The 24,497-nt window shown below is 73.2% G+C and carries 22 protein-coding genes; 16 read left to right on the top strand and 6 right to left on the bottom strand.

Going from position 1 to position 24,497, the window contains the following annotated elements:
* Positions 1–223: 223 nt before the first annotated feature.
* The 4 genes from ACZ6RT_RS31220 to ACZ6RT_RS31235 all read left to right on the top strand — a co-directional run bounded on the left by ACZ6RT_RS31220 (position 224) and on the right by ACZ6RT_RS31235 (position 4,817).
* Positions 224–1,231, top strand: coding sequence for a LacI family DNA-binding transcriptional regulator (locus ACZ6RT_RS31220; protein WP_399195775.1), 1,008 nt, complete (start codon positions 224–226; stop codon positions 1,229–1,231).
* A 75-nt stretch (positions 1,232–1,306) separates the two neighbouring features.
* Positions 1,307–1,924: an NUDIX hydrolase gene (locus ACZ6RT_RS31225; RefSeq protein ID WP_344897800.1), complete on the top strand. Its 618-nt coding sequence runs from the start codon at positions 1,307–1,309 to the stop codon at positions 1,922–1,924.
* A gap of 531 nt (positions 1,925–2,455) precedes the next feature.
* The gene (locus ACZ6RT_RS31230) at positions 2,456–3,106 is read left to right on the top strand and encodes a lysophospholipid acyltransferase family protein (RefSeq protein WP_470157467.1); all 651 of its coding nucleotides are present in this window, start codon (positions 2,456–2,458) and stop codon (positions 3,104–3,106) included.
* Between the two features lie 79 nt (positions 3,107–3,185).
* Complete coding sequence (locus ACZ6RT_RS31235; protein ID WP_470157468.1) at positions 3,186–4,817, top strand: penicillin-binding transpeptidase domain-containing protein; 1,632 nt, start codon at positions 3,186–3,188, stop codon at positions 4,815–4,817.
* A gap of 80 nt (positions 4,818–4,897) precedes the next feature.
* Here the strand turns inward: ACZ6RT_RS31235 and ACZ6RT_RS31240 are convergent, their stop codons facing one another.
* Both ACZ6RT_RS31240 and tuf read right to left on the bottom strand, forming a co-directional pair.
* On the bottom strand, positions 4,898–5,185 hold the full coding sequence (locus ACZ6RT_RS31240) for a DUF3040 domain-containing protein (RefSeq protein ID WP_399195780.1): 288 nt from the start codon (positions 5,183–5,185) through the stop codon (positions 4,898–4,900).
* Between the two features lie 388 nt (positions 5,186–5,573).
* On the bottom strand, positions 5,574–6,746 hold the full coding sequence (tuf, locus tag ACZ6RT_RS31245) for an elongation factor Tu (protein WP_470157469.1): 1,173 nt from the start codon (positions 6,744–6,746) through the stop codon (positions 5,574–5,576).
* A gap of 541 nt (positions 6,747–7,287) precedes the next feature.
* On the opposite strand from tuf, the gene ACZ6RT_RS31250 reads away from it, so the two are divergent.
* Both ACZ6RT_RS31250 and ACZ6RT_RS31255 read left to right on the top strand, forming a co-directional pair.
* Positions 7,288–7,479: a hypothetical protein gene (locus ACZ6RT_RS31250; RefSeq protein ID WP_470157470.1), complete on the top strand. Its 192-nt coding sequence runs from the start codon at positions 7,288–7,290 to the stop codon at positions 7,477–7,479.
* Positions 7,480–7,534: 55 nt separating this feature from the next.
* Entirely contained in the window at positions 7,535–10,906 is a 3,372-nt protein-coding gene (locus ACZ6RT_RS31255; RefSeq protein WP_470157471.1) for a S41 family peptidase, read from the top strand.
* A gap of 83 nt (positions 10,907–10,989) precedes the next feature.
* Here ACZ6RT_RS31255 and ACZ6RT_RS31260 read toward each other — a convergent pair whose 3' ends face one another.
* The gene (locus tag ACZ6RT_RS31260; RefSeq protein ID WP_470157472.1) at positions 10,990–11,472 is read right to left on the bottom strand and encodes a winged helix-turn-helix transcriptional regulator; all 483 of its coding nucleotides are present in this window, start codon (positions 11,470–11,472) and stop codon (positions 10,990–10,992) included.
* A 148-nt stretch (positions 11,473–11,620) separates the two neighbouring features.
* Between ACZ6RT_RS31260 and ACZ6RT_RS31265 the strand changes: the two genes are divergently transcribed.
* The 3 genes from ACZ6RT_RS31265 to ACZ6RT_RS31275 all read left to right on the top strand — a co-directional run bounded on the left by ACZ6RT_RS31265 (position 11,621) and on the right by ACZ6RT_RS31275 (position 14,961).
* On the top strand, positions 11,621–12,556 hold the full coding sequence (locus ACZ6RT_RS31265; RefSeq protein WP_470157473.1) for an NADP-dependent oxidoreductase: 936 nt from the start codon (positions 11,621–11,623) through the stop codon (positions 12,554–12,556).
* A gap of 265 nt (positions 12,557–12,821) precedes the next feature.
* A complete protein-coding gene (locus tag ACZ6RT_RS31270; protein WP_470157474.1) occupies positions 12,822–13,280 on the top strand; it encodes a hypothetical protein in 459 nt (152 codons plus the stop codon).
* 244 nt (positions 13,281–13,524) lie between these two features.
* Positions 13,525–14,961 carry a serine hydrolase domain-containing protein gene (locus ACZ6RT_RS31275; protein ID WP_470157475.1) on the top strand — a complete coding sequence of 479 codons (1,437 nt, stop codon included), beginning with the start codon at positions 13,525–13,527 and terminating at the stop codon, positions 14,959–14,961.
* A gap of 184 nt (positions 14,962–15,145) precedes the next feature.
* Here the strand turns inward: ACZ6RT_RS31275 and ACZ6RT_RS31280 are convergent, their stop codons facing one another.
* Entirely contained in the window at positions 15,146–16,108 is a 963-nt protein-coding gene (locus ACZ6RT_RS31280) for a helix-turn-helix transcriptional regulator (RefSeq protein WP_470157476.1), read from the bottom strand.
* Between the two features lie 80 nt (positions 16,109–16,188).
* Between ACZ6RT_RS31280 and ACZ6RT_RS31285 the strand changes: the two genes are divergently transcribed.
* The 5 genes from ACZ6RT_RS31285 (at position 16,189) to ACZ6RT_RS31305 (ending at position 20,591) form a co-directional block, all read left to right on the top strand.
* Complete coding sequence (locus ACZ6RT_RS31285; protein ID WP_470157477.1) at positions 16,189–16,935, top strand: alpha/beta fold hydrolase; 747 nt, start codon at positions 16,189–16,191, stop codon at positions 16,933–16,935.
* A gap of 202 nt (positions 16,936–17,137) precedes the next feature.
* Positions 17,138–18,061, top strand: coding sequence for an ABC transporter ATP-binding protein (locus ACZ6RT_RS31290; RefSeq protein WP_470157478.1), 924 nt, complete (start codon positions 17,138–17,140; stop codon positions 18,059–18,061).
* On the top strand, positions 18,061–18,786 hold the full coding sequence (locus tag ACZ6RT_RS31295) for an ABC transporter permease (RefSeq protein WP_470157479.1): 726 nt from the start codon (positions 18,061–18,063) through the stop codon (positions 18,784–18,786). Before ACZ6RT_RS31290 ends, ACZ6RT_RS31295 begins: the two co-directional genes overlap by 1 nt.
* 79 nt (positions 18,787–18,865) lie before the next feature.
* Positions 18,866–19,954, top strand: coding sequence for a sensor histidine kinase (locus ACZ6RT_RS31300; RefSeq protein ID WP_470157480.1), 1,089 nt, complete (start codon positions 18,866–18,868; stop codon positions 19,952–19,954).
* A gap of 31 nt (positions 19,955–19,985) precedes the next feature.
* The gene (locus tag ACZ6RT_RS31305) at positions 19,986–20,591 is read left to right on the top strand and encodes a response regulator transcription factor (RefSeq protein WP_399195809.1); all 606 of its coding nucleotides are present in this window, start codon (positions 19,986–19,988) and stop codon (positions 20,589–20,591) included.
* A 10-nt stretch (positions 20,592–20,601) separates the two neighbouring features.
* Here ACZ6RT_RS31305 and ACZ6RT_RS31310 read toward each other — a convergent pair whose 3' ends face one another.
* Entirely contained in the window at positions 20,602–21,513 is a 912-nt protein-coding gene (locus tag ACZ6RT_RS31310; RefSeq protein ID WP_470157481.1) for a GDSL-type esterase/lipase family protein, read from the bottom strand.
* Between the two features lie 179 nt (positions 21,514–21,692).
* Between ACZ6RT_RS31310 and ACZ6RT_RS31315 the strand changes: the two genes are divergently transcribed.
* Both ACZ6RT_RS31315 and ACZ6RT_RS31320 read left to right on the top strand, forming a co-directional pair.
* The gene (locus ACZ6RT_RS31315) at positions 21,693–22,922 is read left to right on the top strand and encodes an isochorismate synthase MenF (RefSeq protein ID WP_399195813.1); all 1,230 of its coding nucleotides are present in this window, start codon (positions 21,693–21,695) and stop codon (positions 22,920–22,922) included.
* 143 nt (positions 22,923–23,065) lie between these two features.
* Positions 23,066–23,620 (top strand): GNAT family N-acetyltransferase, encoded by a 555-nt coding sequence (locus ACZ6RT_RS31320; protein ID WP_399195815.1) that lies wholly within the window; start codon positions 23,066–23,068, stop codon positions 23,618–23,620.
* Positions 23,621–23,831: 211 nt separating this feature from the next.
* Here ACZ6RT_RS31320 and ACZ6RT_RS31325 read toward each other — a convergent pair whose 3' ends face one another.
* Positions 23,832–24,470: a DUF2867 domain-containing protein gene (locus tag ACZ6RT_RS31325; RefSeq protein ID WP_470157482.1), complete on the bottom strand. Its 639-nt coding sequence runs from the start codon at positions 24,468–24,470 to the stop codon at positions 23,832–23,834.
* Between the last annotated feature and the right edge of the window lie 27 nt (positions 24,471–24,497).

Raw genomic sequence — 24,497 nt, forward strand, 5'->3', positions numbered from 1 at the left:
TGCGACCACCGCGCACCCACCTCCTCCGCGTTAAAAACGTTTTAGAGTAATGAACGGACGCTAATCCCGTACGCCGAGGGCTGTCAATGGGGGTGACGTGCTCGTTTCCGAGGGGTGCGCCGGTAGCGCGGGCAGGGCAGGTCAGGGGCCCGCGAGCACGATTGGGTAGGGTCTCGCCCGACGGGATGACACGTTTTAATATCTGCCGAAGCCGGGAGGACGGGTGGGCGACGTCGGCATCAAGCAGGTCGCCCTGGCCGCGGGGGTCTCTCCGGGCACGGTCTCGAACGTGCTGAACCGGCCCGAGCGGGTGGCGGCGCCGACCCGGGAACGCGTCACCCGCGCGATCCGCGAGCTCGGTTTCGTCCGCCACGGCTCGGCCTCGACGCTGCGCGCCGGGCACAGCAGGACCATCGGCCTGTCGGTGATGGACATCGGGAACCCGTTCTTCACCGACGTGGCGGCCGGGGCCGAGGACGCCGCCGGCGCGCTCGGCTACGCGGTGATCCTGGGCAACTCGGCGGGCGGTGCCGCCAAGGAGGAGCGCACCCTGCGGGTGTTCGCCGAGCACCGGGTACGCGGGGTGCTGATCACCCCCTCCGGCGGGGACACCCGCGGGCTCGACGGGCTGCGCGAGCACGGCATCGGCGTGGTGCTCCTCGACCATCCCGCCCACCGGCCCGGCCAGTGTTCGGTGAGCGTCGACGACGTGGCCGGGGGACGGCTGGCCGCCGGGCACCTGCTCGGCCGCGGCGCGCGGCGGATCTGCCATGTCACCGGCCCGCCGGACGTCCGCCAGTGCCGGGACCGGGAACGGGGTGCCCGGCTGGCCCTGACCGACGCGGGCCTGGACCCGCGGTCCGCCCTGCGCACGGTACGGGCCGCCGCGATGACCGCGCGGGCGGGGCAGGAGGTGGCGGCGGCGCTGCTCCGCGAGGGCCGGCCACCGGAGGCGATCTTCTGTGCCAACGACATGCTCGCCCTCGGCGTGCTGCGCGGCCTGCTCCAGGCGGGGGTGGACGTGCCCGGCGACGTGGCCCTGATCGGCTACGACGACATCGACTTCGCCGCCGCCTCGGCGGTCTCGCTCAGCTCGATCCGGCAGCCCACCTACCGGCTGGGGCAGATCGCCACCGAGCTGCTGCTGGACGAGTGCGCCGACCCCGCCGGGCACGCCCATCGGCAGATCATGTTCCAGCCCGAGCTGGTCGTCCGCGAGTCCACGGGCTGAGCGTCCCGTCCCGGCCCCCGTCCCGGCCCCCGCCCCGATCGGCCCGGCCCGGGAAGGTGTGTCATCGTGGCGCCCATGGCTCTTCCCGGCTACGACGAGCTCCGTCCGCGCATCGCCGCCAACCTGTCGGCGTTCCGGCGGCGGAGCGCCCTGCCGCTGACCGAGGGGCTGCGGCACGCCGCGGTCACCGTCTGCGTGCTCCAGGACGGGGCGGGGCGGCCGTACACGATCGTGATCAGGCGCTCCGCGCACGGCCGCAACGCCGGGCAGTGGGCGCTGCCCGGCGGGCGACTCGACGACGGCGAGGACGCCCTGGCGGCGGCCGAGCGGGAGCTGGAGGAGGAGGTCTCGGTACGGGGGGTGGAGGTGGCCGGGGTGCTGGACGACTTCGTCACCGACTCGGGGTTCGTGATCACTCCGGTGGTCGCCTTCGGGGGGCGGCAGCGGCCCCGCGGGGATCCGTACGAGGTGGCCTCGGTGCACCGGGTGCCGCTGGAGCGGTTCCTGGCCCCGGGGGTGCCCCGCTGGCGGATCGACGAGGAGGGACGGAGCCTGCTGCAGATGCCCCTGGGGCCCTCGATCGTGATCCACGCGCCCACCGGAGCGATTCTCTGGCAGTTCGCGGAGGTGGCCCTCAAGGGCCGTGACCTGCGGGTGGCCGGGGTCGCGCAGCCGCACTGGACACGCCGATGACCCCGAAGCGGAATAACCGGCGGTGAGGGTCGGTTAGAGTAAGCGTGCCGATGTGGTTTGTGTCCCCCGGGCCGCAAATTACCGCCTTCACGGAATACCGTTCGGCTGGAGCCGTGTTGTGCCTCTCGCCGAGGAGGCGACCGCCACATCGGCACTAAACGTCACGCCCCGCGAGCGCTCGTACAGGCTCGCGGGGCGTTTCTTTTTCCCGGCTCCCTCCCTCGGACCCCCGACCGCTCTTGCCCGGCTCGCTCCGGGCCGTCCCGAGGCCGTTCTCCGGCCCCTGAGGGGCTCCTGGACGCCCCTGGAGGGCCTACGGGATTTCTTTAGGTGCCCGGGTGGGGGCCGCGGGGTTCCAGCCGGCTCCCAGGGGGTTCCGGCCGACGGGAGGTTTCGCCCTGCTCGCCCAGGTAAGGGCCTGGGCGTTGGAGGATGGCCACAAAGCCGGGAGCTCCGCTTGTGCGGGTACGCACAACCGTCCCCCGCGGGACCACCGCTTAGGGTTGTGAACCCGTCCCATGAGGAGAGCCTGTGCTCTATCGCCTGACCAAGACCGTCAGCGCTCCGGTCCTGCACCTGCTCTGGCCGACCACGGTCACCGGGCACGAGCACGTTCCCGTCACGGGCCCGGCCATCATGGCCTCCAACCACCTCTCGGTCCTCGACTCGACCTTCCTGCCGCTGGTGCTCAAGCGCCAGGTGCGCTTCGTCGCCAAGGCCGAGTACTTCACCGGCAACCCCGTCACCGCCCTGTGGATGCGCGCCACCGGTCAGATCAGCATCGACCGGCAGAGCCCCACCTCGGCCCAGGACATGCTGGACGCGGCGGCGGCGGTGCTCAGGAAGGGCGAGCTGTTCGGCATCTACCCGGAGGGCACCCGCTCCCCCGACGGCCGCCTCTACCGGGGCAAGGTCGGCGTCTCCTGGCTGGCCCTGGCCACCGGCGCGCCGGTGATCCCGGTGGCCATGGAGGGCACGGACAAGGTGCTGCCCATCGGCGCCACGAGGCCCAGGCTCGGCAGGGTGAACGTCCGCATCGGCAAGCCGATGACCTTCAGCGGCTCCGAGCGGAGCGCGCGCGACCGGCGCGCCGTCACGGACGAGATCATGGCGGCGATCCAGGAGCTCTCCGGCCAGGAGTACGTGCCGAGTTACGCACCGAGTCGCGCACAGGGCAAATGATCATCTAACGGCGGATGTCACACCGTCACGCTAGGCTGCCCCCTTCGGAGAACCGAAGCGCGACGAACGGGGGGATCAGGTGGCGCGGGGCAGAACGATCGCGATCACGTCGGCGGCCGTCGTGCTGGTGGCGGGGGCCGCGGGGGGCGGCGCATGGTGGTACCTGCACACCAGGGGCACCCCCCAGGAGACCGCGGAGCTCTTCGTCCGGGCCTGGCAGAAGGGCGACCTGGCGGGCATGCGCGCCCAGCTGGGGACGCCGGACCCGGCGTTCGACACGACGTACGAGAACATGCGCAAGGCGCTCGGCGTGCAGGGCACCGTGGTGCGGCTGGACGGGGTGCGCGAGACCGGGGACGGCGTCGGCCAGGCCGCGTACACCGCCACGCTGAAGCTCAAGGACGTCGGCGAGTGGAGCTACTCCGGCGCCGTGGACCTGGCGGTCGTCGACCGGCACTGGCGGGTGAAGTGGTCGCCGCGCGCGGTCCATCCCGACCTGACCGGGACGACCGCCTTCGCGCTGAGGACGAAGTGGCCGGAGCGGGCCGCGATCACCTCCGCGGACGGCGACCGCATCGACGGCGCCGACGTGGGCGGCTCGGTGCAGCAGCTCGCCGGGTACCTGGAGAAGGCCACGGCCAAGCACGTCGCCAAGCTGGGGGCTCCGTACCGGGTGGGCGACGCGGTCGGCGCGAGCGGGCTGCAGCAGAGGTTCCAGAAGCGCCTGGCCGGCACCCCGGACACCGGGATCGAGCTGGTCGGCGCGGACGGCAAGACCGTCAAGACCGTGGGCGAGATCGACGGCGAGGCGGGCGAGGCGCTGGCGACCAGCCTGGACATGCGGGTCCAGCGGGCCGCGGTCGAGGCGGTCCGCGACCTGAAGAAGACCACGTCGCTGGTCGCGATCAGGCCCTCGTCGGGTGAGATCCTCGCGGTGGTGAACAACGTGGGCGGCTTCAACCGGGCGCTGGACGGCAACTACCCTCCCGGCTCGACCTTCAAGGCGGTCACCGCGGTGGCGCTGCTGGGCGAGGGGATGAAGCCCGGCGACCGGGTCACCTGTCCCAAGGACGTCAAGGTCGGCGGGCTGCCGATCCGCAACTCCAACCACGCCGCCTACGGCTCGGTGTCGCTGTCGGACGCCTTCGCCCACTCCTGCAACACCACCTTCGCCCCCCTGACCAAGGAACGGCTGGACGCCGACAGGCTGGTGGACACCGCGGAGCTGTTCGGCTTCAACACGCCGCTCGACATCGGCGTCCCCGCCGCCAAGGGCAGCTTCCCCAGGGCCGAGAGCGACGCGGAGCTGGCCGCCGAGTCCTTCGGGCAGGGCCGCATCACGGCCAGCCCGCTGCTGATGGCCTCGGTCGCCGCCGCGCTGGCCGACGGCACCTGGCGCCCGCCGACCCTGGTGCCCTCGCTGAAGCAGCCGGTGGAGCCGCGGGCGCTCCCCGAGGGGGTGCTGCCCGACATGCACCGCATGATGTCCGCCGTGGTCACCAAGGGCACCGCCGAGGACGCGGGCCTGCCCCGGGGCACCCGCGGCAAGACCGGGACCGCCGAGTACGGGCCCCAGGACGACCTGAAGACCCACGCCTGGTTCATCGGCTTCCGCGGGGACCTGGCCTTCGCGGTGATCGTGGAGGAGGGGTCGGGCGGTGGCGCGGTCGCCGCTCCGGTGGCGGCCGACTTCCTGCGTGCCCTGGGCTGAGCCGAGGGCCCTGTCGTACGCGGTGTCCGTCGTGCTCCGGTCCCGTCGTGCTCCGGTCCCGCCGGGGCGGGAGAGGGCGGTCAGAACGGAAGGGCCGCGGCGGCCTCGTGACGCAGGACCATGATCAGAAGCGTGGCGATCAGGGTGGCGATCAGCAGCCAGCTGAACATGATGATGACGGTGGACCGGCGCAGGCGCGCCGACGGGCGTCCGCGCCGCTTCCTGGGGGCACGCCTGCGTCCGCCGCGCTCGTTGCGCTGGACGCGCTCGTTGAACGACTCCAGGCGAGCCGCGAGCCGCGGATCCTCATCGACGAGGTAGCGCTCGATCTGCAGCAGCATGCGCTCTTCGTCTTGCGACCAGGCCATGCGGCACCTCCCCGGAACGCAAGCCGTGTGCGGACGTTCTGCCCAATCGTGAAGATCGTTATCCGTTCCGAGGGCCTTGATTTACCCCTTCTTTTCCTGGAGGCGATCAGAACACGGGATCATGCCCGCTCCGGGAGCCGGAAGGGTCTCGTGACCGTGGTTCGGGCGATTCCCAGCCTTCGGTACGATCTCGACATTCCAACGGGCCGGTAGATCCGGACGGGCCCGCCCGCCTCCCCTCGCCGCCGTCGTGAACCGTGCCGTCGTGAACCGTGCCGTCGTGAACCGTGCCGTCGTGAACCGTGCCGTCCCCCCGAGCCGGTACGACCCGGCACGGGGAGACGGCACGGCACCGCGGAGACGGCACGGCGCCGGGGAGGACGGCCGTTCAGTCGAGCGGGGCCGTCACCGTGCCCGCGCCGACGGTCCTGCCGCCCTCGCGGATCGCGAAGCCCAGCCCGGCCTCCAGCGCCACCGGCCCGCCCAGCTCGACCGTGACCTGCACCGTCTCGCCGGGCAGCGCCGGGCCCGTGCCGCCCAGGTCCATCCGGCCCGGCACGTCGGTCGTCCGCAGGTAGAACTGCGGGCGGTACCCGGTCGTGACGGCGGTGCTCCGCCCGCCCTCCGCGGCCGTCAGCAGGCGGACGGTGGCGGTGAAGAGCCGGTGGGCGCTCTGGCTGCCCGGCGCGGCCAGCACCTGGCCGCGCCGGACCTGCTCGCGGCGGATCCCGCGCAGCAGCAGCGCCGCGTTGTCCCCGGCCTCGCCCCGCTCCATGGTCTTGCCGAAGGTCTCGACCCCGGTGACGACCGCGGTGAACCCCTCGCCGAGCCCGACGGCCTGCACGGTGTCGCCGACCCCGACGGTGCCGCGCTCGATCGCCCCGGTGACGACCGTGCCGCGGCCGGTGACGGTGAGCACGTTCTCCACCGGCAGCAGGAACGGGGCGTCGGTGTAGCGGACCGGCACCGGGACGTGGTCGTCGACCGCCTGGAGCAGCGCCTCGATCGAGGCCGTCCACTCCGGGTCGCCCGCCAGCGCCCGCAGCCCGGAGACCCGGACCACGGGCACGTCCCGGTAGCCGTGCTCGTCGAGCAGGTCGCGCAGTTCCAGCTCGACGAGGTCGGCCAGCTCCGGGTCGGCCCCGTCGGCCTTGTTGAGCGCGACCACGACGTGCTCGACGCCGACCCGGCGCGCGAGCAGCACGTGCTCGCGGGTCTGGGGCATGATCCCGTCCAGCGCGGAGACCACCAGGATCGCCCCGTCGAGCTGCGCCGCCCCCGTGATCATGTTCTTCACGTAGTCGGCGTGGCCGGGCATGTCCACGTGCGCGTAGTGGCGCGTGGCCGTCTCGTACTCGACGTGCGAGATGTTGATGGTGATGCCCCGGGCCGCCTCCTCGGGGGCCCGGTCGATGCGGTCGAACGGGACGTAGGCCGCCCCGCCCCGCTCGCTGAGCACCTTGGTGATCGCGGCGGTCAGCGTGGTCTTGCCGTGGTCGACGTGTCCCATCGTGCCGATGTTCAGGTGCGGCTTGGTCCGCACGTAGGCCTGCTTGGCCATGATCGTTGTCTTTCCCGACGCTCGTCCGTGACGGCGACCCGTGCTCGGCCGACCCCTCCCCGCCGGGTCACCTGGGACGAACGGGAAAGGGTCGGCGCTCCGCGCCGTCGAGCCGCCTGGCGGCGGGAGTCAGGGCACGCCCGGACGCGCCCGCGGTGGCGGGCGTCGCGAGAATGGCGTGCCGGAACATGCCTTCATGCTGGGACATGTCCGCGTACGACGGCAACCGGATTTCCGGCGACCCCGGCCGGCGGCACCGGCCGGCGGCCCCGGACGGCGGCACCGGCCGGCGGCCCCGGACGGCGGCACCGGCCGGCGGCCCCGGACGGCGGCACCGGCCGGCGGCCCCGGACGGCGGCCCCGCACGACGGTCCCGGACGGCACCCCGGACGGCGCACCGGCCGCGGACCCGACGGCGGACCCGACGGCGGACCGGCGACCGACGACCGGCGGGTCGCGGGTGGCCGATGTCCGGAAGGGGTATCTAAGGCTCTGTATGCCTGGTCGTGGGCATCATCCGTCGAGCATCACGGGGGAAACGATGACGGACAGCAGGGATTCCAAGGACTCCGGCAAGGCCGCGAAGGTCTCCGGAAAGAGCAAGAAGGCGGCCATGAAGGCGTCGCGGTCGGCCAAGCAGGCCAAGAAGCAGGCGGGCGGGTCCGACACCAGGATGCCGGAGACGGGACCGGCCCACCTTCAGGGACGGGCCGCCCAGCCTCCGGGGGCGTGAAATCATGATCGGGCGACCGAGGTGACCTCCCGTCGCCCGATCATGGAGTGACACGATGCCCGCCTACCTTCGCTTTCCGACGATCTTCGGTGACGTGGTCGTCTTCGCCGCAGAGGACGACCTGTGGATGGTCACCGCCGAGGGCGGGCGGGCCTTCCGGCTGACCGCCGGGGTGGCCGAGGCGGGCTATCCCCGCTTCTCCCCCGGCGGCGACCGCCTCGCCTTCGTCGGCCGCGAGGAGGGGCCGGAGGAGGTCTACGTGATGCCCGCCGACGGTGGCGCCGCCCGGCGGGTGACCTACCACGGGGCCCGCTCCACCGTCACCGGCTGGGACCCGACCGGCGGCATCGTCTACGCCAGCGACCAGGGGCAGCCCTTCGACGGCCGCAGGTGGCTGCACCGGGTGGAACCGGACGGGATGCCCGAGCGCCTGCCCTACGGCCCGGCCAACACCATCTCCTACGGCCCGCGGATCGTGCTCGGCCGCAACACCGCCGACCCTGCCCGGTGGAAGCGCTACCGCGGCGGCACCGTGGGCGACCTGTGGATCGAGACCGGTGGCGGGCGGTTCCGGCGGCTCACCTCGCTGCCCGGCAACCTGGCCTCGCCCTGCTGGGCCGGGGACCGGGTGTACTTCATCTCCGACCACGAGGGCGTCGGCAACGTCTACTCCTGCGACGCCGAGGGCGGGGACCTGCACAGGCACTCCGACCACGCCGACTACTACGCCCGCAACCTCTCCGGCGACGGCCGCAGGCTGGTCTACCACGCCGGGGCCGAGCTGTACCTGGTGGAGGACGGGGAGTCGCGCCCGATCGAGGTGCGGCTGCGCAGTTCCCGTACCCAGCGCAATCGCCGGTTCGCCCCGGCCGAGGACTTCCTGGACGGCGCCACGCTCAGCCCCGACGGCAGCGGCCTGGCCGTCACCACCCGCGGCAAGGCGTTCTCCTTCGCCGCCTGGGAGGGGCCGGTGCGCCAGCACGGGTCGCTGTACGGGGTCCGCTACCGGTTGCTGAACTGGCTCGGCGACGGGGAGCGGCTGGTGGCGGCGGCCAGCGACGAGGGCGACCGCGAGGTGCTGGTGATCCTGTCCGCCGACGGGTGCGCCGACCCCGTCCGGCTCGACCACCTCGACACCGGCCGCGCCGTCGCCCTGGAGGTCTCCCCCACGGCGGACGTCCTGGCGGTGGCCAACCACCGCAACGAGCTGATCCTGGTGGACCTCGCACCGGACGGGACCGGCGGGACGGACGGCCGTGACGGCCGCGACCGTGCTACCGGCGCTACCGGCGCGACCGGCAGGGCGCCGGCGCCCGGCCGCCGTGCCGGCTCCGCGAGGGGCACCGGCCGGGACGGGGACGGCCGGGCCCGCGCCCGGGTGGTGGACTCCAGCAGGTTCGGCGCGATCGAGGACCTGGCCTGGTCCCCCGACGGCCGCTGGCTGGCGTACGCCTGCCAGGACACCGCGCAGACCACCGCGGTGAAACTGTGCCGGGCCGAGACGGGCGAGACGTTCCCCGCCACCCGGCCGCTGCTCTGGGACGGCCGTCCGGCCTTCGACCCCGGTGGCGACTACCTGTACTTCATCGGCCGGCGCGTCTTCAACCCCGTCTACGACGAGCTGCAGTTCGACCTCGGCTTCCCGCTGGGCTCGCGCCCGTACGCGATCGCGCTCCGGGCCGACGTGCCCTCCCCCTTCGTCCCCGCGCCCCGGCCGCTCAGGGACGACGACGACGACGCCGGCACCGGCGGCACCGGTCACGAGAACGGGGAGCACGGGGAGCACGGGGACGGTGACGACGACGGCGACGACGGGGTGCCCGAGGTGGTCATCGACCTCGACGGCATCGAGGACCGGGTCGTCGTCTTCCCCGTGCCCGAGGGCCGCTACGAGGGCGTCGCCGCGATCGAGGGCAAGGCGGTCTACCTGACCTTCCCGGTCGAGGGGAGCGTCGGCGACGACTACGCCGACTCCTCCGACGGCACCCTGCACGTCTACGACTTCGCCAAGCAGAAGCAGGAGACCCTGGTCGGGGACGTGTCGGAGTTCCGGCTGGGCCGCGACGGCGACACGCTGCTCTACCGGTCCGGCGCGCGGCTGCGGATGATCAGGGCCGGGCAGGAGCCGGAGGACGACGACACGCCGGGCCGTACCAGCGGGTGGGTGGACCTGTCGCGGGTGAAGGTCTCCATCCGGCCCGAGGCGGAGTGGCGGCAGATGTTCCGGGAGGCCTGGCGGCTGCAGCGGGAGAACTTCTGGACCGAGGACATGGCCGGGCTCGACTGGGACGGGGTCTACCTGCGGTACCTGCCGCTGGTGGACCGGGTCACCACCCGGGGGGAGTTCTCCGACCTGCTGTGGGAGCTGCTGGGCGAGCTGGGCACCTCGCACGCCTACGAGAGCGGCGGCGCCTACCGGCCCCGGCCGCACTACCGGCAGGGCAAGCTCGGCGTCGACTGGGCCTTCGAGGACGGGGCGCACCGGATCGCCGGGATCGTCGGCGGCGACCGGTGGGATCCCGAGACGACCTCGCCGCTCAACCGTCTCGGCGTGGACGTACGGCCCGGTGACGCGGTGCTGGCCGTCAACGGCCAGCGGGTGGGCCGGGACGTGTGCCCGGACGAGCTGCTGGTCAACCAGGCCGACCAGGAGGTGCAGCTCACCCTGGGGCGCGGGGACGACAGGTGGACCGTGACCGTCAGGGCGATCGGCGACGAGCAGCCGGGCCGCTACCGCGACTGGGTGGAGGCCAACCGGGCCCGCTGCCACGAGCGCGGGGGCGGCCGGATCGGCTACCTGCACATCCCGGACATGGGCCCGGAGGGGTACGCCGAGTTCCACCGCGGTTTCCTGGTCGAGTACGACCGCGAGGCCCTGGTGGTGGACGTCCGCTTCAACGGGGGCGGTCACGTCTCGGCGCTGCTGCTGGAGAAGCTGGCCCGGCGCCGCCTGGGGTACGACTTCCCCCGCTGGGGGGTGCCCGACCCCTACCCCGACGAGTCGCCGCGCGGCCCGATGGTGGCGATCACCAACGAGTGGGCGGGCTCCGACGGTGACATCTTCAGCCACACCTTCAAGCTGCTGGGCCTGGGACCGCTGATCGGCAAGCGCACCTGGGGCGGGGTGATCGGCATCTGGCCCCGGCACCGGCTGGCCGACGGGACGATCACCACCCAGCCCGAGTTCTCCTTCGCCTTCGACGACGTGGGCTGGCGGGTGGAGAACTACGGCACCGACCCCGACATCGAGGTGGACATCACCCCGCAGGACTACGCGGCCGGGGTGGACACCCAGCTGGAGCGGGCCATCGACGTGGCCCTGGAGCGCCTGGTCCTGCAGCCGCCGCACACGCCCAACCCGGCGGCCAGGCCCCGGCTGGCGGTGCCGCGCCTGCCGCCCCGCCAGACCGGGGGACGCATGCCCTGACCCGCTCGTCGTCGTGCGCGCGCGGGGCCCGGCGCTCCGGCCGGCGTCCACCGGCCGGCCCTCGTGCTCAGGACGCCGTGTTCTCAGGGCGCCCCTGAGGGTGCGGTCCCGTGGGCGCCCGCCGTCACCGGGCCACCGCCGGGGAGGTCCCGGTGAGGCTCCTGCGGTGACGTGCGCCCGTCGTAGGCGTCGCGGGCGGCGGTGACCTGCTCGATGTGCGTCTCGGCCCAGTCCTTGATGGCCCGCATCACCGGGAGCAGGCTGACGCCCAGCGGGGTGAGGGCGTAGTCGACCCGTACCGGGACCGACGGGGTGACCGAGCGGGACACCAGCCCGTCGCGTTCCAGGCCGCGCAGGGTCTGGGTGAGCATCTTCTGGCTGACACCGGCGACGGTGCGGGACAGGTCGCTGTAGCGCCGCGGGCCGTCGGCGAGCGCGTTGAGGAGCAGGCTCACCCACTTGTCGCTGATGCGATCGAGAAGCCGGCGGGCCGGGCAGGCCGCGAGGTAGGCGTCGTAGGCGACACGCGCCTCCTCGCGCCGTCGCGCGGCGGTACGGGTGGTCACGACGCTCCTGTGGGTTCGGTACGCACCTCGGAGTGCGTACTTCCTGATAGAGAGTAGCTCTCCATACGGTTGTCCCCACGTCCATGACGGCCTTTCGGAACAGATGGCCTTCGGAACAGATGGCCTTTCGGAACAACGGGGAGAACACATGCGTGCAGTCGTCGTCCGCGCCTTCGGCGGGCCCGAGGTCCTGCGGATCGCGGAGGTGCCGGTGCCGGTCGCCGGAGAGGGGCAGGTGCGCATCCGGGTCGAGGCCGCGACGGTCAACCCCGTCGACCTGGCCACCCGCTCCGGCGCGCTCACCGAGGCGGGCCTGCTCCCGGTACGGGACGTGATCGGCATCGGCTGGGACGTGGCAGGCGTCGTCGAGGAGACGGGCCCGGGGGTCACCGGGATCGAGCGCGGGGCACGGGTGATCGGCCTGTCCGACCGGCTGGACGTGCCGCTGGGCGCCCAGGCCGAACAGGTCGTGCTGGACGCGGACGCGGTCACGGCCGCCCCGGCGGGCGTGACCCCCGTACAGGCCGCGACCCTGCCCCTGAACGGGCTCACCGCCCTCCAGGCGCTCGACGGCCTCGGCCTGGAGCCCGGGCGGACACTGCTGGTGACCGGTGCGGCCGGTGCCGTCGGCGGCTTCGCGGTCCAGCTGGCCGCGGCACGCGGGATCCGGGTGGTCGCGGTCGCCGGGGCCGGCGACGAGCCGCTGGTGCGCGAGCTCGGAGCCGGGCTGTTCGTGCCGCGTACGGCACGGCTGGGCGAGGCGGTGCGCGCCCTCGTCCCTGGCGGCGTGGACGCGGCACTGGACACCGCCGTGGTCGGGGCGGCCGCCCTCGACGCGGTCCGCTCCGGCGGGACGTTCGCCGCGCTGGTCGCGGGAGGGGCACCGGCGCCGCTGCGCGGCATCCGGGTGTTCAACCACTGGATCCGCGCCGACGGGGCGCGCCTGTCGGACCTCGTCGCCCTGGTGGAGGCAGGCGCGCTCACCCTGCGCGTCGCCGGGACCATGCCCCTCGACCGGGTCTCCGCGGCCCACCACCGGCTCGCCGACGGCGGCCTCCGCGGCCGCCTCGTCCTCACCCCCTGAGCATCGCCCCGCCCGCGGGACCGAAGGCGCGTCAGGCTCCAGGGCCCGCGGGGACGGGCGGGATCGTCATGTCCGGCACGGTCCACCCGTCATCAGGCTCCCGGACCCGCGGGCGCCGGGCCGGAACACGAGCCGCCCCGCCCCCGCGAGGTTTTCGGTCCAGCCTTATTCCGGACTCGTTGCCTGGAAGGAGGGGGATGGGCCAGGATCGATGGGTTCGTTCGCAGGGGCGTGCGTCGCGCCCCACTCGTCGAAGGGGAGACAGTTGATCCGGTCCGCTGTGAAGGCCGTCGCCGTGACCGCCCTGGCCGCAGCGGTTCTCGCGGCCGACCCGGCGTACGCGGCGTACGCGACCTCGGCCGTCCACACGCCCGAGCGTGTCTGCGGGGCGGGGTTCAAGCGGGTGAAGGACGGCGTCCGTCCCGTCAGGGCCGGGAGCGACACCTTCGGGTACGTGCACCTCCTGTACAACCGCCGCACCGGCTACAACTGCGCGGTCACCATCAAGACCGCCTTCCGGCGTACCGCCACCCACACCACCGCCACGCTGACGGTGCAGGGCGGCAGGCCCAAGACCGACACGGGCAGGTTCAAGTACTACGCCGGGCCCGTGAAGCTGAAGGCCGGCCGCAGGTGCGTCTCGTACTGGGGCAGCATCCGCGACACCCGCCGGGACTTCACCGAGGCGACCGGCGGCCGCAGGACCTTCGGCAACTGCGGCTGACCCGTGCCCCCGGAGTGACCCCTGACCGTCCGAGGTGGCCGGGTGCCTCGCGGCCCGGAACGATCAGTGTCGTCTCAGGATCCGCTCGATTCGATCCGCGAGATCCTTCGGAAGCCCGTTCGTCACCCGGCTCCTCTCGACGAACAGGTCCTTCTGCCTGCGTTCCGCGGTCTCGCGCCTCCTCCTTCAGGGGGTGCCTCGTAAATCGATCGAACGGACGCGGCGGCTTCGTTACGGTGGGCGGATGTCTTCCCAGCGTGCCCTGCTGCCGCGCTCGACGCCGGCCGCCTCGGGGGTGTCGTCTCGTTCGATCTCCGCGCTGCTGGACCGGATCGAGGCGCAGTCGGCCGAGTGTCACTCCATCATGATCGTGCGCCGCGGTCACGTCGTCGCCGAGGGCTGGTGGGCGCCGTACTCGGCCGGACGCCCGCACCTGTTGTACTCGCTGACCAAGTCCTTCACCGCGATCGCCACCGGGCTCGCGATCACCGACGGGGTGCTCTCGCTGGAGGATCGGGTGGTGGACGTGCTGCCCGAGCACGTCCCGGCCGACATCTCACCGCGGGCGCGGCGGCTGAACGTCCACCACCTGCTGTCGATGACGACCGGACATCGCGACGACAGCCTGGACGAGGCCTGGCGGCTGGAGCCGGGCGACCTGGTGAAGGGTTTCCTGCGCGTGCCGTTTCCCGACCCCGAGGGAACGCGGCACGCCTACGACAACGCGACCACGTTCGTGCTGGCCCGGATGGTGGAACGCGTCACCGGACACGGCCTGCCCGAACTGCTGCAGGAGCGCCTGTTCGGGCCGATGGGCATCGAGCACGCCGAGTGGGACCGGGTGGCCGGCGGTGCCGCCTTCGGATTTCACGGGCTGCACCTGACGACCGAGGCCGTGGCCGCCTTCGGGGAGCTGCTGCTGCGCGAAGGCCGGTGGGGCGAGCGGCGGCTCGTCCCGCGCGAGTGGGTGCGGCTCGCGACCGGACGGCACGTCGACACCCGGCAGATCGAGGGCTGGTCGGAGAACCCCGACACGCTCTGCGGGTACGGCTACCAGTTCTGGATGTCGCGTCACGGCTACCGTGGCGACGGCGCCTTCGGCCAGCTGTGCGTGGTCGTCCCGGAGCACGAACTCGTGGTGGCCGTGACCGCCGCCATAACGCAGGGTGAGTCGATCCTCGGCCCCCTGTGGGAGTGCCTGCTGCCCGGCCTGGATCAGGCGGCGAGCCCCCGGGACGACGAGGTGCTCGCCGATCGCCTGCGGCGGTTGTCGTTCGCGCCGGTGCCGGGATCGGCCGGCCCGGAGCGTTCGGCCGAGGCCGTCCTCGACGCCTCCGCCGAGGACTCGGCCCTGCCCGGCGGGACCACGGTGGTCATCGATCCGGTGCAGGGGGGATGGCTGGTGCGCTTCGGGTCGCCGTCCGAGGTCGAGGTCGAGGTCGGCCACGGCGCGTGGCGCGAGAGCGCACCGCTCGGGCGCCCGGTCGTGGCGACCGGCGCCTGGCAGGGCGACACGTTCGTCGCCGAGCTGTACGTCATCACCACCCCGCACCGGGTCCGGCTGGAGCTCGACGCCGGCGCGGGCACGGCGGTGGCGACGTGGAACACCGTGCCGCTGACCGGCCCCGACCTGAGGTTGCATCTGCGGTCACCTCTGATGACACGACCCGACGTCGCGTAGGCGACACCGGCGCGGTCATCGTCGCAGGGACGGCCCGTCCGGTCGGCGGGAGAGGCACCTGCGGTTTCTCCCGCTCCTCGCCGGCCGGTTCACACCGGTGGGTCGCACCGCATCACGATCCACCGGAAAGGTCGCATTCGCCGCGGGCCGCTGACGCTCCTCCGGCCCGGTCCCCCGGCGCCGGTCACCCCACCCGGTCCCGGCCGGCGAAGGCCAGCAGGCGGGCGGCCAGGGACCTGACCTCGTCGCGCAGCCCGTCCGGGGTGAGGACGGTGAACGGCACGCCGAGACCGGCGAGCATCTGCGCCATCCCGTCCAGCCGCTCGGCGCGGGTGGCGAGCAGCACCCCTCCGGGGGTCTCGCTCAGGGTCGCCGTGGTGGCGGGGATCCGCGCCGCGGCCTCCTCCAGGGTGGTCTCCAGCACCACCCTGACCTCGTGCCGGTACGGCACCGCCGCCAGCGACCCGACCACGTGCGCGACCGGGTCGAAGCCCTCGGGGACGGCGAACGCGCGCCCGGTGCGCGTGACGTCCACCACCCGGTCGACCCGGAAGGTCCTGACCTCCCCGCTGGCGTGGTCGAACCCCGCGACGTACCAGCGGCCGGAGTGGAAGACGATGCCGTACGGGTCGAGCTCGCGGGTCGAGGCGTCGCCGCGCCAGGAGCGGTAGGCCAGCCGTACGGTGACCAGGTGCCGGGCGGCACCGGCTAGGGCGAGCAGCGGGGCGGCCCTCGGGGCGGGTGTCCTCGGCGCCGCGCGTCCGGTGTGGTCGAGCGTCTGCGACACCGCGTCGACGCGCTCGCGCAGCGGGCCGGGGAGCACGCGCTGGATCTTGGCCAGTGCGCTCTCGGTCGCCGCCTCCCCCACCGCCAGCCCGGTGCGCCGCCCGGCCAGCAGGCCCAGCACCACGGCGGTGGCCTCGTCGTCGGTGAGCATCAGCGGGGGCAGCTTGTAGCCGGGCAGCAGCCGGTAGCCGCCGTAGCGGCCCCGCTCGGCCTGGACCGGGACCCCGAGGTCCGACAGCCGCACCGCGTAGCGGCGCACCGTGCGCTCGTCCACCTCCAGCCTGGCGGCGAGTTCGGGGCCGGTCAGGCCGGGTGCGGCCTGCAACAGCTCCAGCAGCGCGAGAACCCGGGCGGCCGTCACGGCAAGATCCCTCACATATCCGGACCGGTACTGTCCGGATTCGATCCTACGGTGAGACCAGGCGAACGAAGGAGAAAGACATGAGCACGTACGTCCTGGTTCCTGGCTTCTGGATCGGCGGATGGGCCTGGGAGAAGGTCGCCCGGCCGTTGCGCGAGGCCGGGCACGACGTCCACCCGGTCACGCTCACCGGGGTCGGCGACCGGGTCCACCTGGCGGGTCCCGGCGTCGACCTGGAGACCCACGTCCAGGACATCGTCAACACGATCGTCTTCGCGGACCTGATCGGGGTGATCCTCGTCGCCCACAGCGGGGCCGGGGCACCGGTCACCGGGGCGGCCGACCGGATCCCCGAGCGCGTCGCCCGGATCGTCTACCTCGACAGCGGGCCGATGGCCGACGGCATGACCCAGCTGGACATCAGGGAGCCCGAGGAGCGGGAGCTCGTCGAGAGGAGGGTCGCCGAGGAGGGCGGCGGCGTGGGCTACCCGCCCCCGTCCTGGGAGGAGCACGAGCGGGCCGGGGTCAGCCTGGAGGGACTGGGCGAGGTGGAGCGCGCGTGGTTCGCCTCCCGCGCGGTCCCGCAGCCGTACGGGACGCTGACCCGCCCGCTGAGGCTCGGCGGAGGCGCGGACGCGCTGCCCAAGACGCTGGTGACGTGCTCGTTCCCGCTGGAGCAGGTGCATGCCATGATCGCCTCCGGTCACCCGTACTTCGCGGCGCTCTCCGGGCCCGAGTGGAGCTTCGCGGCGGTGCCCACCGGCCACTGGCCGATGTTCTCCGAGCCGGAGAAGACCGCGGCCGCGCTCGCCGCGCTGTCGGCCTGACCCCGGGGGTCCCCACGAGACGCGGGGGCCCGTCCCCGGGACACGCCACCACGGAACGGGAACGCGCTCGCGGTCCGGGACGGGACAGGACCGGGGCGGAGATGTCCGGGGGTGCCGCGTCCGCGGACGGTGACATTTGTCCCGGCCGGGTCCGGATCGATGGATCTACCTGCGTCTTCGGTCCCTCCGTAGCGTTCCCCCCATGACGAGCACGACAGTGACGACGAGCACGACGAGCACGACGGGCGACGCGGTGTCGCTCGGTGATCTGACCAAGCACTTCGGGACGGTACGGGCCGTGGACGGCCTCAGTCTGGACATCCCCGTCGGGCAGACCGTGGCCCTGCTCGGGCGCAACGGCGCGGGGAAGTCCACGGCCATCGGGCTGATGCTCGGGTTGCTGGCCCCGACCTCGGGCGGCGTCCGGATCTTCGGGGGGACGCCCGAGGCCGCGATCCGCGCCGGGCGGCTGGCGGCGATGCCCCAGGAGGGCGGCCTGGTCCCCCGGACCACCGTCCGCGAGCTGGTCGGTTTCGTCTCCATGACCTACCGGACGCCGATCCCGGTGCCGGAGGTGCTGGCCGCCGCCGGGCTGGAGGAGCTGGCCGGCCGGCGGGTGGAGCGGTTGTCCGGTGGCCAGTCCCAGCGATTGCGCTTCGCGCTGGCGCTGGCCGGGGACCCCGAGTTGATCCTGCTGGACGAGCCGACCGCGGCACTGGACGTCCGCGCCAGGCGGGAGTTCTGGGAGAGCATGCGCGCCTTCGCCGCGCGCGGCAGGACCGTGCTGTTCTCCACCCACTACCTGGAGGAGGCCGACGAGTACGCCGACCGGGTGGTCGTGATCGACAAGGGCCGGATCGCGGCCGACGGCACCAGCCGGGAGATCAAGCGCCTGGTCTCGCTGACCACGGTGAGCGTCACCGCCGGCACCCGGCGGGCCGCAGACCTGGAACGCCTGCCCGGGGTCACCTCCGCGCGGGCCCGCGACGGCCGCGTGCACCTGCGTACCCGCGACGCCGACGCCACGGTGATGGCACTGGCCGGGATGGGAGCCGTACGGGACATCGAGGTGGCGCCCGCCGCGCTCGAGGACGCCTTCATCGCGCTGACGGAGGTGGACGCCTGATGCTCGCCTACATACGCCTGGAGGTCGTCAGGGTCCTCCGTGACCCGGGGTACGTGATCATGGGCTTCGTGATGCCGGTGGCGATGTACCTCCTGTTCACCAACCTCGGCGTCACGGGCGCCGACCGCGTCTCGGCCGCCGTGTACGTGATGGTCAGCATGGCCGCCTTCGGGGCGATCGGCTCGGCCTTCAACAACGGCACCGGCATCGCCGAGGACCGTACGGCGGGCTGGTTGCGGTTGCTGCGCACCACCCCGCTGTCCCCGGCGCGGGTGGTCACGGGCAAGGCGATCACCGGCATGCTCGTGGTGCTGCCCGCGATCTGCGGGGTGTCCCTGGCCGGAGCGCTGCTGAACGGGGTGCGCCTGCAGGCCTGGCAGTGGGCCTCGATCGTGCCGCTGCTCTGGGTCGGCTCGCTGCCCTTCATCCTGCTCGCCCTGTCCTTCGGCTACCTGTTCAGCGGGCAGACCGCCACCGTGCTCAACATCGCCGCCAACCTGGGGCTGGCGGTCGTCGGGGGGCTCTGGATGCCGGTCGAGGGCTTCCCCGGCTGGATGAGGACCCTGTCGGGGTGGACGCCGAGCTTCGGCTACGCCGACCTGCCGCGCCGGGTGGCGTTCGGACAGGTGCCCGACGCGGGCACGGCGCTGATCCTGGCCGGCTGGCTGGTCGCCTTCGGCGCCCTCGCCGTGTACGCCTACCGCCGGGCCGGGCGCCTCACGTGAACGGTGCACACCCGCCGCCGGGCCGGGCGCCCCATGTGGACCGCATGATAGGAGTCTCCAGGTGAGCGGAGGGCCTGCGGTGAGGAAGCGCGAGGGGCCGGGACACGAAGAGCCGGGACGCGGAGGGCCGGGGCAGCTGGCCTTCTACCCCTGGCTGCTGATCGCCTATCCCCCGCTCGTCGACGTGGTGGAGGGAGACGCGCGGCCGGTGCTCCCGGCGGCGCTGGGCCTGGCGGCCTTCGTCGTCCTGTACGTGCTGTGCGTCCGGTTGTCCTTCACCGACCGGCGGCGCGCGGCGGCCGTGGTGCTGGCCGGGCTGCTGGGGGTGACCTTCCTGCTGCTGGCCGGGCTCGCCCACGACTGGTTCTTCCTCGCCCCGCTGATGACGATCGCCTGCGGGGTCGTGCTGCGCGGCAGGCCGGTCTACGTCCTGCTGGTCGTGCTGACCCTCTCGCTGGTCGTGGTGATGTGGCGGTCGGGGGCGAGCACGGAGCAGATCTCGCTGGTCAGCTGGGGGACGACCACCGGCGGCCTGGTGGTCAGCATCGTGCTGAGGCTGTTCTCGGTGATCGGCGAGCTGCACGACACCCGCGAGGAACTGGCCCGCGTCGCGGTGGCCGAGGAGCGGTTGCGCTTCTCCCGTGACCTGCACGACCTGCTCGGGCACACGCTCTCGGTGATGGTGGTCAAGGCGGAGGTCGTACGGAGGCTGGCCTCCCGTGACGCCGAGGCGGGGGCCTCCCAGGCGGCCGACATCGAGGCCCTCGGACGGGAGGCGCTGCACGAGGTGCGGGCCGCGATCACCGGCTACCGGGGACGCGGTCTGGCCGCCGAGCTGGACGGCGCGCGCACGGTCCTGGCCGACGCGGGCGTCACCGCCACGGTGACCGTCACCGGGGACGCGCCCACGCCGGAGGCCGACGCGCTGCTGGGCTGGGCCGTGCGCGAGGGCGTGACGAACGTCGTCCGCCACGGCTCCGCCCGTACCTGCTCGATCTCCCTGCGGGGCACGGTGCTGGAGATCCGCGACGACGGCCGGGGCGCCGGGGAAGGGGTCTTCGGCAACGGCCTGCGCGGCCTGTCCGAGCGGGCCGCGGCGCTCGGCGGGACGCTGGAGGCCGGCCCGGCGCCGGGGGGCGGTTTCCTGCTGAAGGTGACGCTGCCATGACCGGCCGGCTCCCGTACCGGAGGACGTTCCGATGATCAGAGTGTTGCTGGCCGAGGACCAGGGCATGATGCGCGGCGCGCTGGCCACGCTCCTGGACCTGGAGGACGACATCGAGGTGGTCGCCACCGTCGGCAGGGGCGACGAGGTCGTCGCGGCCGCGCTCGGCGCGCGGCCGGACGTGGCGCTGCTGGACATCGAGATGCCCGGGATCAGCGGCCTGGACGCCGCCGCCGAGCTGCGGGACCGGCTGCCGGAGTGCCGGGTGCTGATCCTGACGACCTTCGGCAGGCCCGGGTACCTGCGCCGGGCGATGGAGGCGGGCGCCTCGGGGTTCCTGGTCAAGGACGGTCCCGTGGAGGAGCTGGCCGCGGCGATCCGGCGGGTCCTGGCGGGCGGGAAGGTGATCGATCCCGCGCTGGCCGCCGCGGCGCTGAGCACCGGCACCAGCCCGCTGACCGAGCGCGAGCGGGACGTGCTGTCCGCGGCGGCCGACGGCTCGACGGTCGCCGACATCGCGGACCGGCTGCACCTGTCGGAGAGCACGGTGCGCAACTACCTGTCCGCCGCGATCGGCAAGACCGGCACCCGCAACCGCATCGAGGCCGCCCGTACCGCCCGGCACAACGGCTGGCTCTGAACGGCGAGGGTCAGGGAGCGGGCAGGGGCTCCACCACCGGTTCGGCGAGCCAGTCGCGCATCATCCGGAAGGTCTTCTCCGCGATCAGCCGCTGACCGGCCGCGTTCGGGTGGAAGAAGTCCCACTTGCTGACGTGGCCGAGCGTGAACGGCTGCGCGAACACCTGGCCGCCGTCGTGGCGGCAGCCGGGGCCGTAGGCCGCGCAGACCCGGGCGAGCGCGGCGTTGTACCCGGCGATGCGGGCGCGCACGCGCTCGCGGCGGGCCCGGTCGGCCTCCGAGGCCGAGGTGGGGCGCGCCAGCATGGTGGGGCAGATCCGGCCCACCGCCCAGAAGCCGCGCGCCACCGGGCTGTCCTTGCCGATCCGCCAGAGCCGGCCGACGTCGGGGACGCTCGCCACGAACACCCGGCCGCCGGGCCGGCCGGCCTGGAAGGTCGCCAGGGCCTGGGCGACGCGGCTCTCGTAGAGGTCCACCGGGGTCATCAGCCGCTCGGAGGACACGCAGGCGTCCTGGGCGCCGACCAGGATCGTGACGTAGTCGGCCCGGCGCTCGACGGCCCGCGCCACCTGGGCGGCGAGACCCGCGCTGGTGGAGCCGGGGACGGCGAGGTTCACGGTGCGCGGGGCGAGGCCGAGATCGCCCATCCTCAGGCGGTGGCTCCGGACGCTCGGGTGATCCCCGGTCGACCAGGAGCGCGAGGCGCAGGGGACGTACCAGCCGCAGGCGTTGAACCCGGCGCTGATGGAGTCGCCGAGCGCGGCCATCACCCTCGGCCGCCAGGGCTCGGCAGTCCGGGCCACCCCGGACACTCCGGCCGTCTGGGCCGTCTGGGCCGCGGGAGCCGTCGGGGCCGTCCGGGCGGCCCAGGCCGGGGCGGCCTGGGCGATCGTGAGGGCGGCCAGCCCTGTGAATGCCGTCACAGTCCTGCGAAGCATGACACCCCCGCTGCGAGATCTCGTCTGCTTCGGATGTATCACCGCAGGTCGGAGCGGCAGGCTTCGTTGACCGAGTGCCTTGGTTTTCTTGACACGTCGTGGCGGGTGTGCTGGGGCGTGAACGACAGTCGAACACGTTCAGTTTTACGCATAGAGTGGCGGAGGTGAGTGTAGCGCTCGGATCGATTCGTCCTCTCGTGGTGAGAACCACCCCCGTCGAGGACCCCGGCGACCTTTTCTCCCGGCTCCCCGACGCCGCCCCCTACGCCTGGGTCAGGCGCGGAGAGGGACTCGTCGCGTGGGGCGAGGCGGTGCGCCTGGACGTGCCCCCCGGCCCCGGGCGTTTCGACTGGGCCCGCGACCGCCTCGCGGAGATCTTCGGCGAGGCGCACGTCGACGACGACGTGACGGCCCCCGGCTCGGGCCCGGTCGCCTTCGGCTCGTTCACCTTCGACCCGGACGCCCACGGCTCGCTCCTGGTCGTGCCCGAGACGATCCTGGCCCGCCGTGACGGCCGCGCCTGGCTGACCACCGTCGGCGAGCGTCGGCTCGACGCCGTCACGCCGCTCCGCGACCCGGGCAGGATCCGGTACGGCGACGGCAGCCTGACCGCGCCGGAGTGGCAGCACGCCGTGGCCCGCGCGATCCGGCGGATCCGGTCGGGCCTGCTGGAGAAGACCGTGCTGGCCCGGGACCTGAACGCGGTCGCCGAGCGGGCGATCGACGTCCGCCTGCTGCTCGCCCGGCTGGCCGCCCGCTACCCCGAGTGCTACACGTTCTCCTGCGCGGGGCTGGTCGGCGCCACCCCCGAGCTGCTGGTCCGGCGGACCGGGGAGACGCTGGAGTCGCTGGTGCTGGCCGGCACGATCGCCCGGGGCAGCGGCCAGGCCGACGACGTGGCGCGCGGCGCGGCCCTGTTCGCCTCGGAGAAGAACCGCCACGAGCACGCCTGCGCGGTGGCGTCGGTACGCCAGGCGCTGGACCCGCTCTGCGCCGAGCTGAAGATCCCCGAGGCGCCCGAGCTGCTGGTGCTCGCGAACGTCCAGCACCTGGCCAGCCCGGTGACCGGGCGGCTGCCGGCCGGGACCTCGGTGCTGGACGTGGTGGAGGCCATGCACCCGACCGCCGCCGTGGGCGGCACCCCGACCGGGCGGGCGCTGGACGTCATCCGCGACCTGGAGGGCATGGACCGCGCCGGGTACGCCGGTCCGGTCGGCTGGATCGACGCCCGGGGTGACGGTGAGTGGGGGATCGCGCTGCGCTGCGCGCAGATCCAGGGTGCCCGTGCCCGGTTGTTCGCCGGCTGCGGGATCATGGGCGACTCCGACCCGGCCTCCGAACTCGCCGAGGCCCAGGCGAAACTGAGGGTCATGCAGTACGCCCTGGAGGGCTGACCCCGCCCTGGTCGGCGACGGTTCGATAGGCGTACCCTCACAAGGGCAACACATCGGACATTTCAGGCAAGGAATGATCCTTCTTCTGCTCCATGTTCTCTCATGCCGTACGGCCGGGCCTGCTCGTCAGGGAGAGGAAGATCATGACGTTATTGACCACCGACCGCCTCACGGTGCGTGACTGGAGTCCCGCCGACGCCGGCGAGGCCCTGGCCATCTACGGGGAGCCCGAGGTGACCCGCTGGCTCTCTCCGGCGATGAACCGGCTGGAGGGAGAGGAGGCGATGCGGGCCACGCTGGAGTCGTGGGAGAGCAGCAGGCCGGCCCTGACACCCCCGCTGGGCCGCTGGGCGGTCGTGCGCAACTCCGACCAGCGCATCGTCGGCGGCCTGTCCCTCAGATACCTGCCGCCGGACGAGGAGGACATCGAGATCGGCTGGCAGCTCGCCCCCGACGCCTGGGGGAACGGCTACGCCACCGAGGCCGGCCGCGCCCTGGCGGGCTGGGCGTTCTCCATCGGCGCCCACGAACTCGTCGCGGTCGTCCGGGTGAACAACCAGCGCGGCGCCGGGGTGGCCAGGCGCATCGGCATGCAGTGGGCCGGGGAGACCGACAAGTACTACGAGACGCGCCTGAACGTGTACCGCCTGTGGCCCAGCGATCTCACCGCCGCCCAGGAGGAGGCCCTCCGGCTCTGACCGGTCTCCTCACGGGGTCGCGTGAGGAACCCGGCGAAGAGGTCCCACCGGCGTCCGTGATGCCCGGTCCCCGGATTCGGGGGCCGGGCATCACGGTCGGCCCGTCCGGTGAGCGTGGCCGGTGACCAGGTCCCGGTCATCCGAGGGTCTTGACCTCCAGCAGCCCCGCCGGTCCCTGCCCGCTCTGCGGCACCATGCGCGGCCGGGTGGCTCACCTGCGCGAAGGTGGCCGTGTCGCAGCCGTCGGCGGCGAGGCCGGCGGGGTGTTCTGCCACCTGCGGGCGGCCTGCTTCATCAGCTGCGGATAGACGATCAGGTGGCGAAGCGGCCGGATCACGGCCATGTAGGACCGCCCGAACACGCCGTTCGGTTTGATCAGCGCGGCCGCCTGGGCGTGGTAGCCGCCCGAGCCGTCGGGGACCCACCCGTAATGGGACAGGCAGTGCACGGTTCTGTTCGCCAGTTCCCAGCACATCTCGTTGTGCGTGAGGTAGACCGGGCGGAACGGTGTCCCGTGGGGCACCGGCGGAATCGGTCCGTCGCGCAGGTCGGCCGGTAGCCGGTCGCGCAGGGACGGCACCCGGGCATCGAGGTCGTGTTCGGGTCCGTCCCAGCCCAGCAGTCGCCCGAGTCGCCAGCGCAGGTCCCACAGTGCGCGCGCCGGCCATGCCCAGCCGTCCGTCGGGGCGTGGTCGTCGCCGGCGATCCGTTCGCCCATCCGCACGAATCGCTCGAAGTCGTCCGGACCGCCGGGGGTCGGCAGCGCCCACACGTCCTCGAGGTGGAAGTCGGCGGCGATCTCGTGAATGCGCCACGGCTGATCGGTGTGCGTACCGTCGGGAAGTCTCATCGTGGTGTACCACCTGTCGCGGGAAGA

The organism is Streptosporangium sp. NPDC050148 (genome assembly GCF_055586505.1).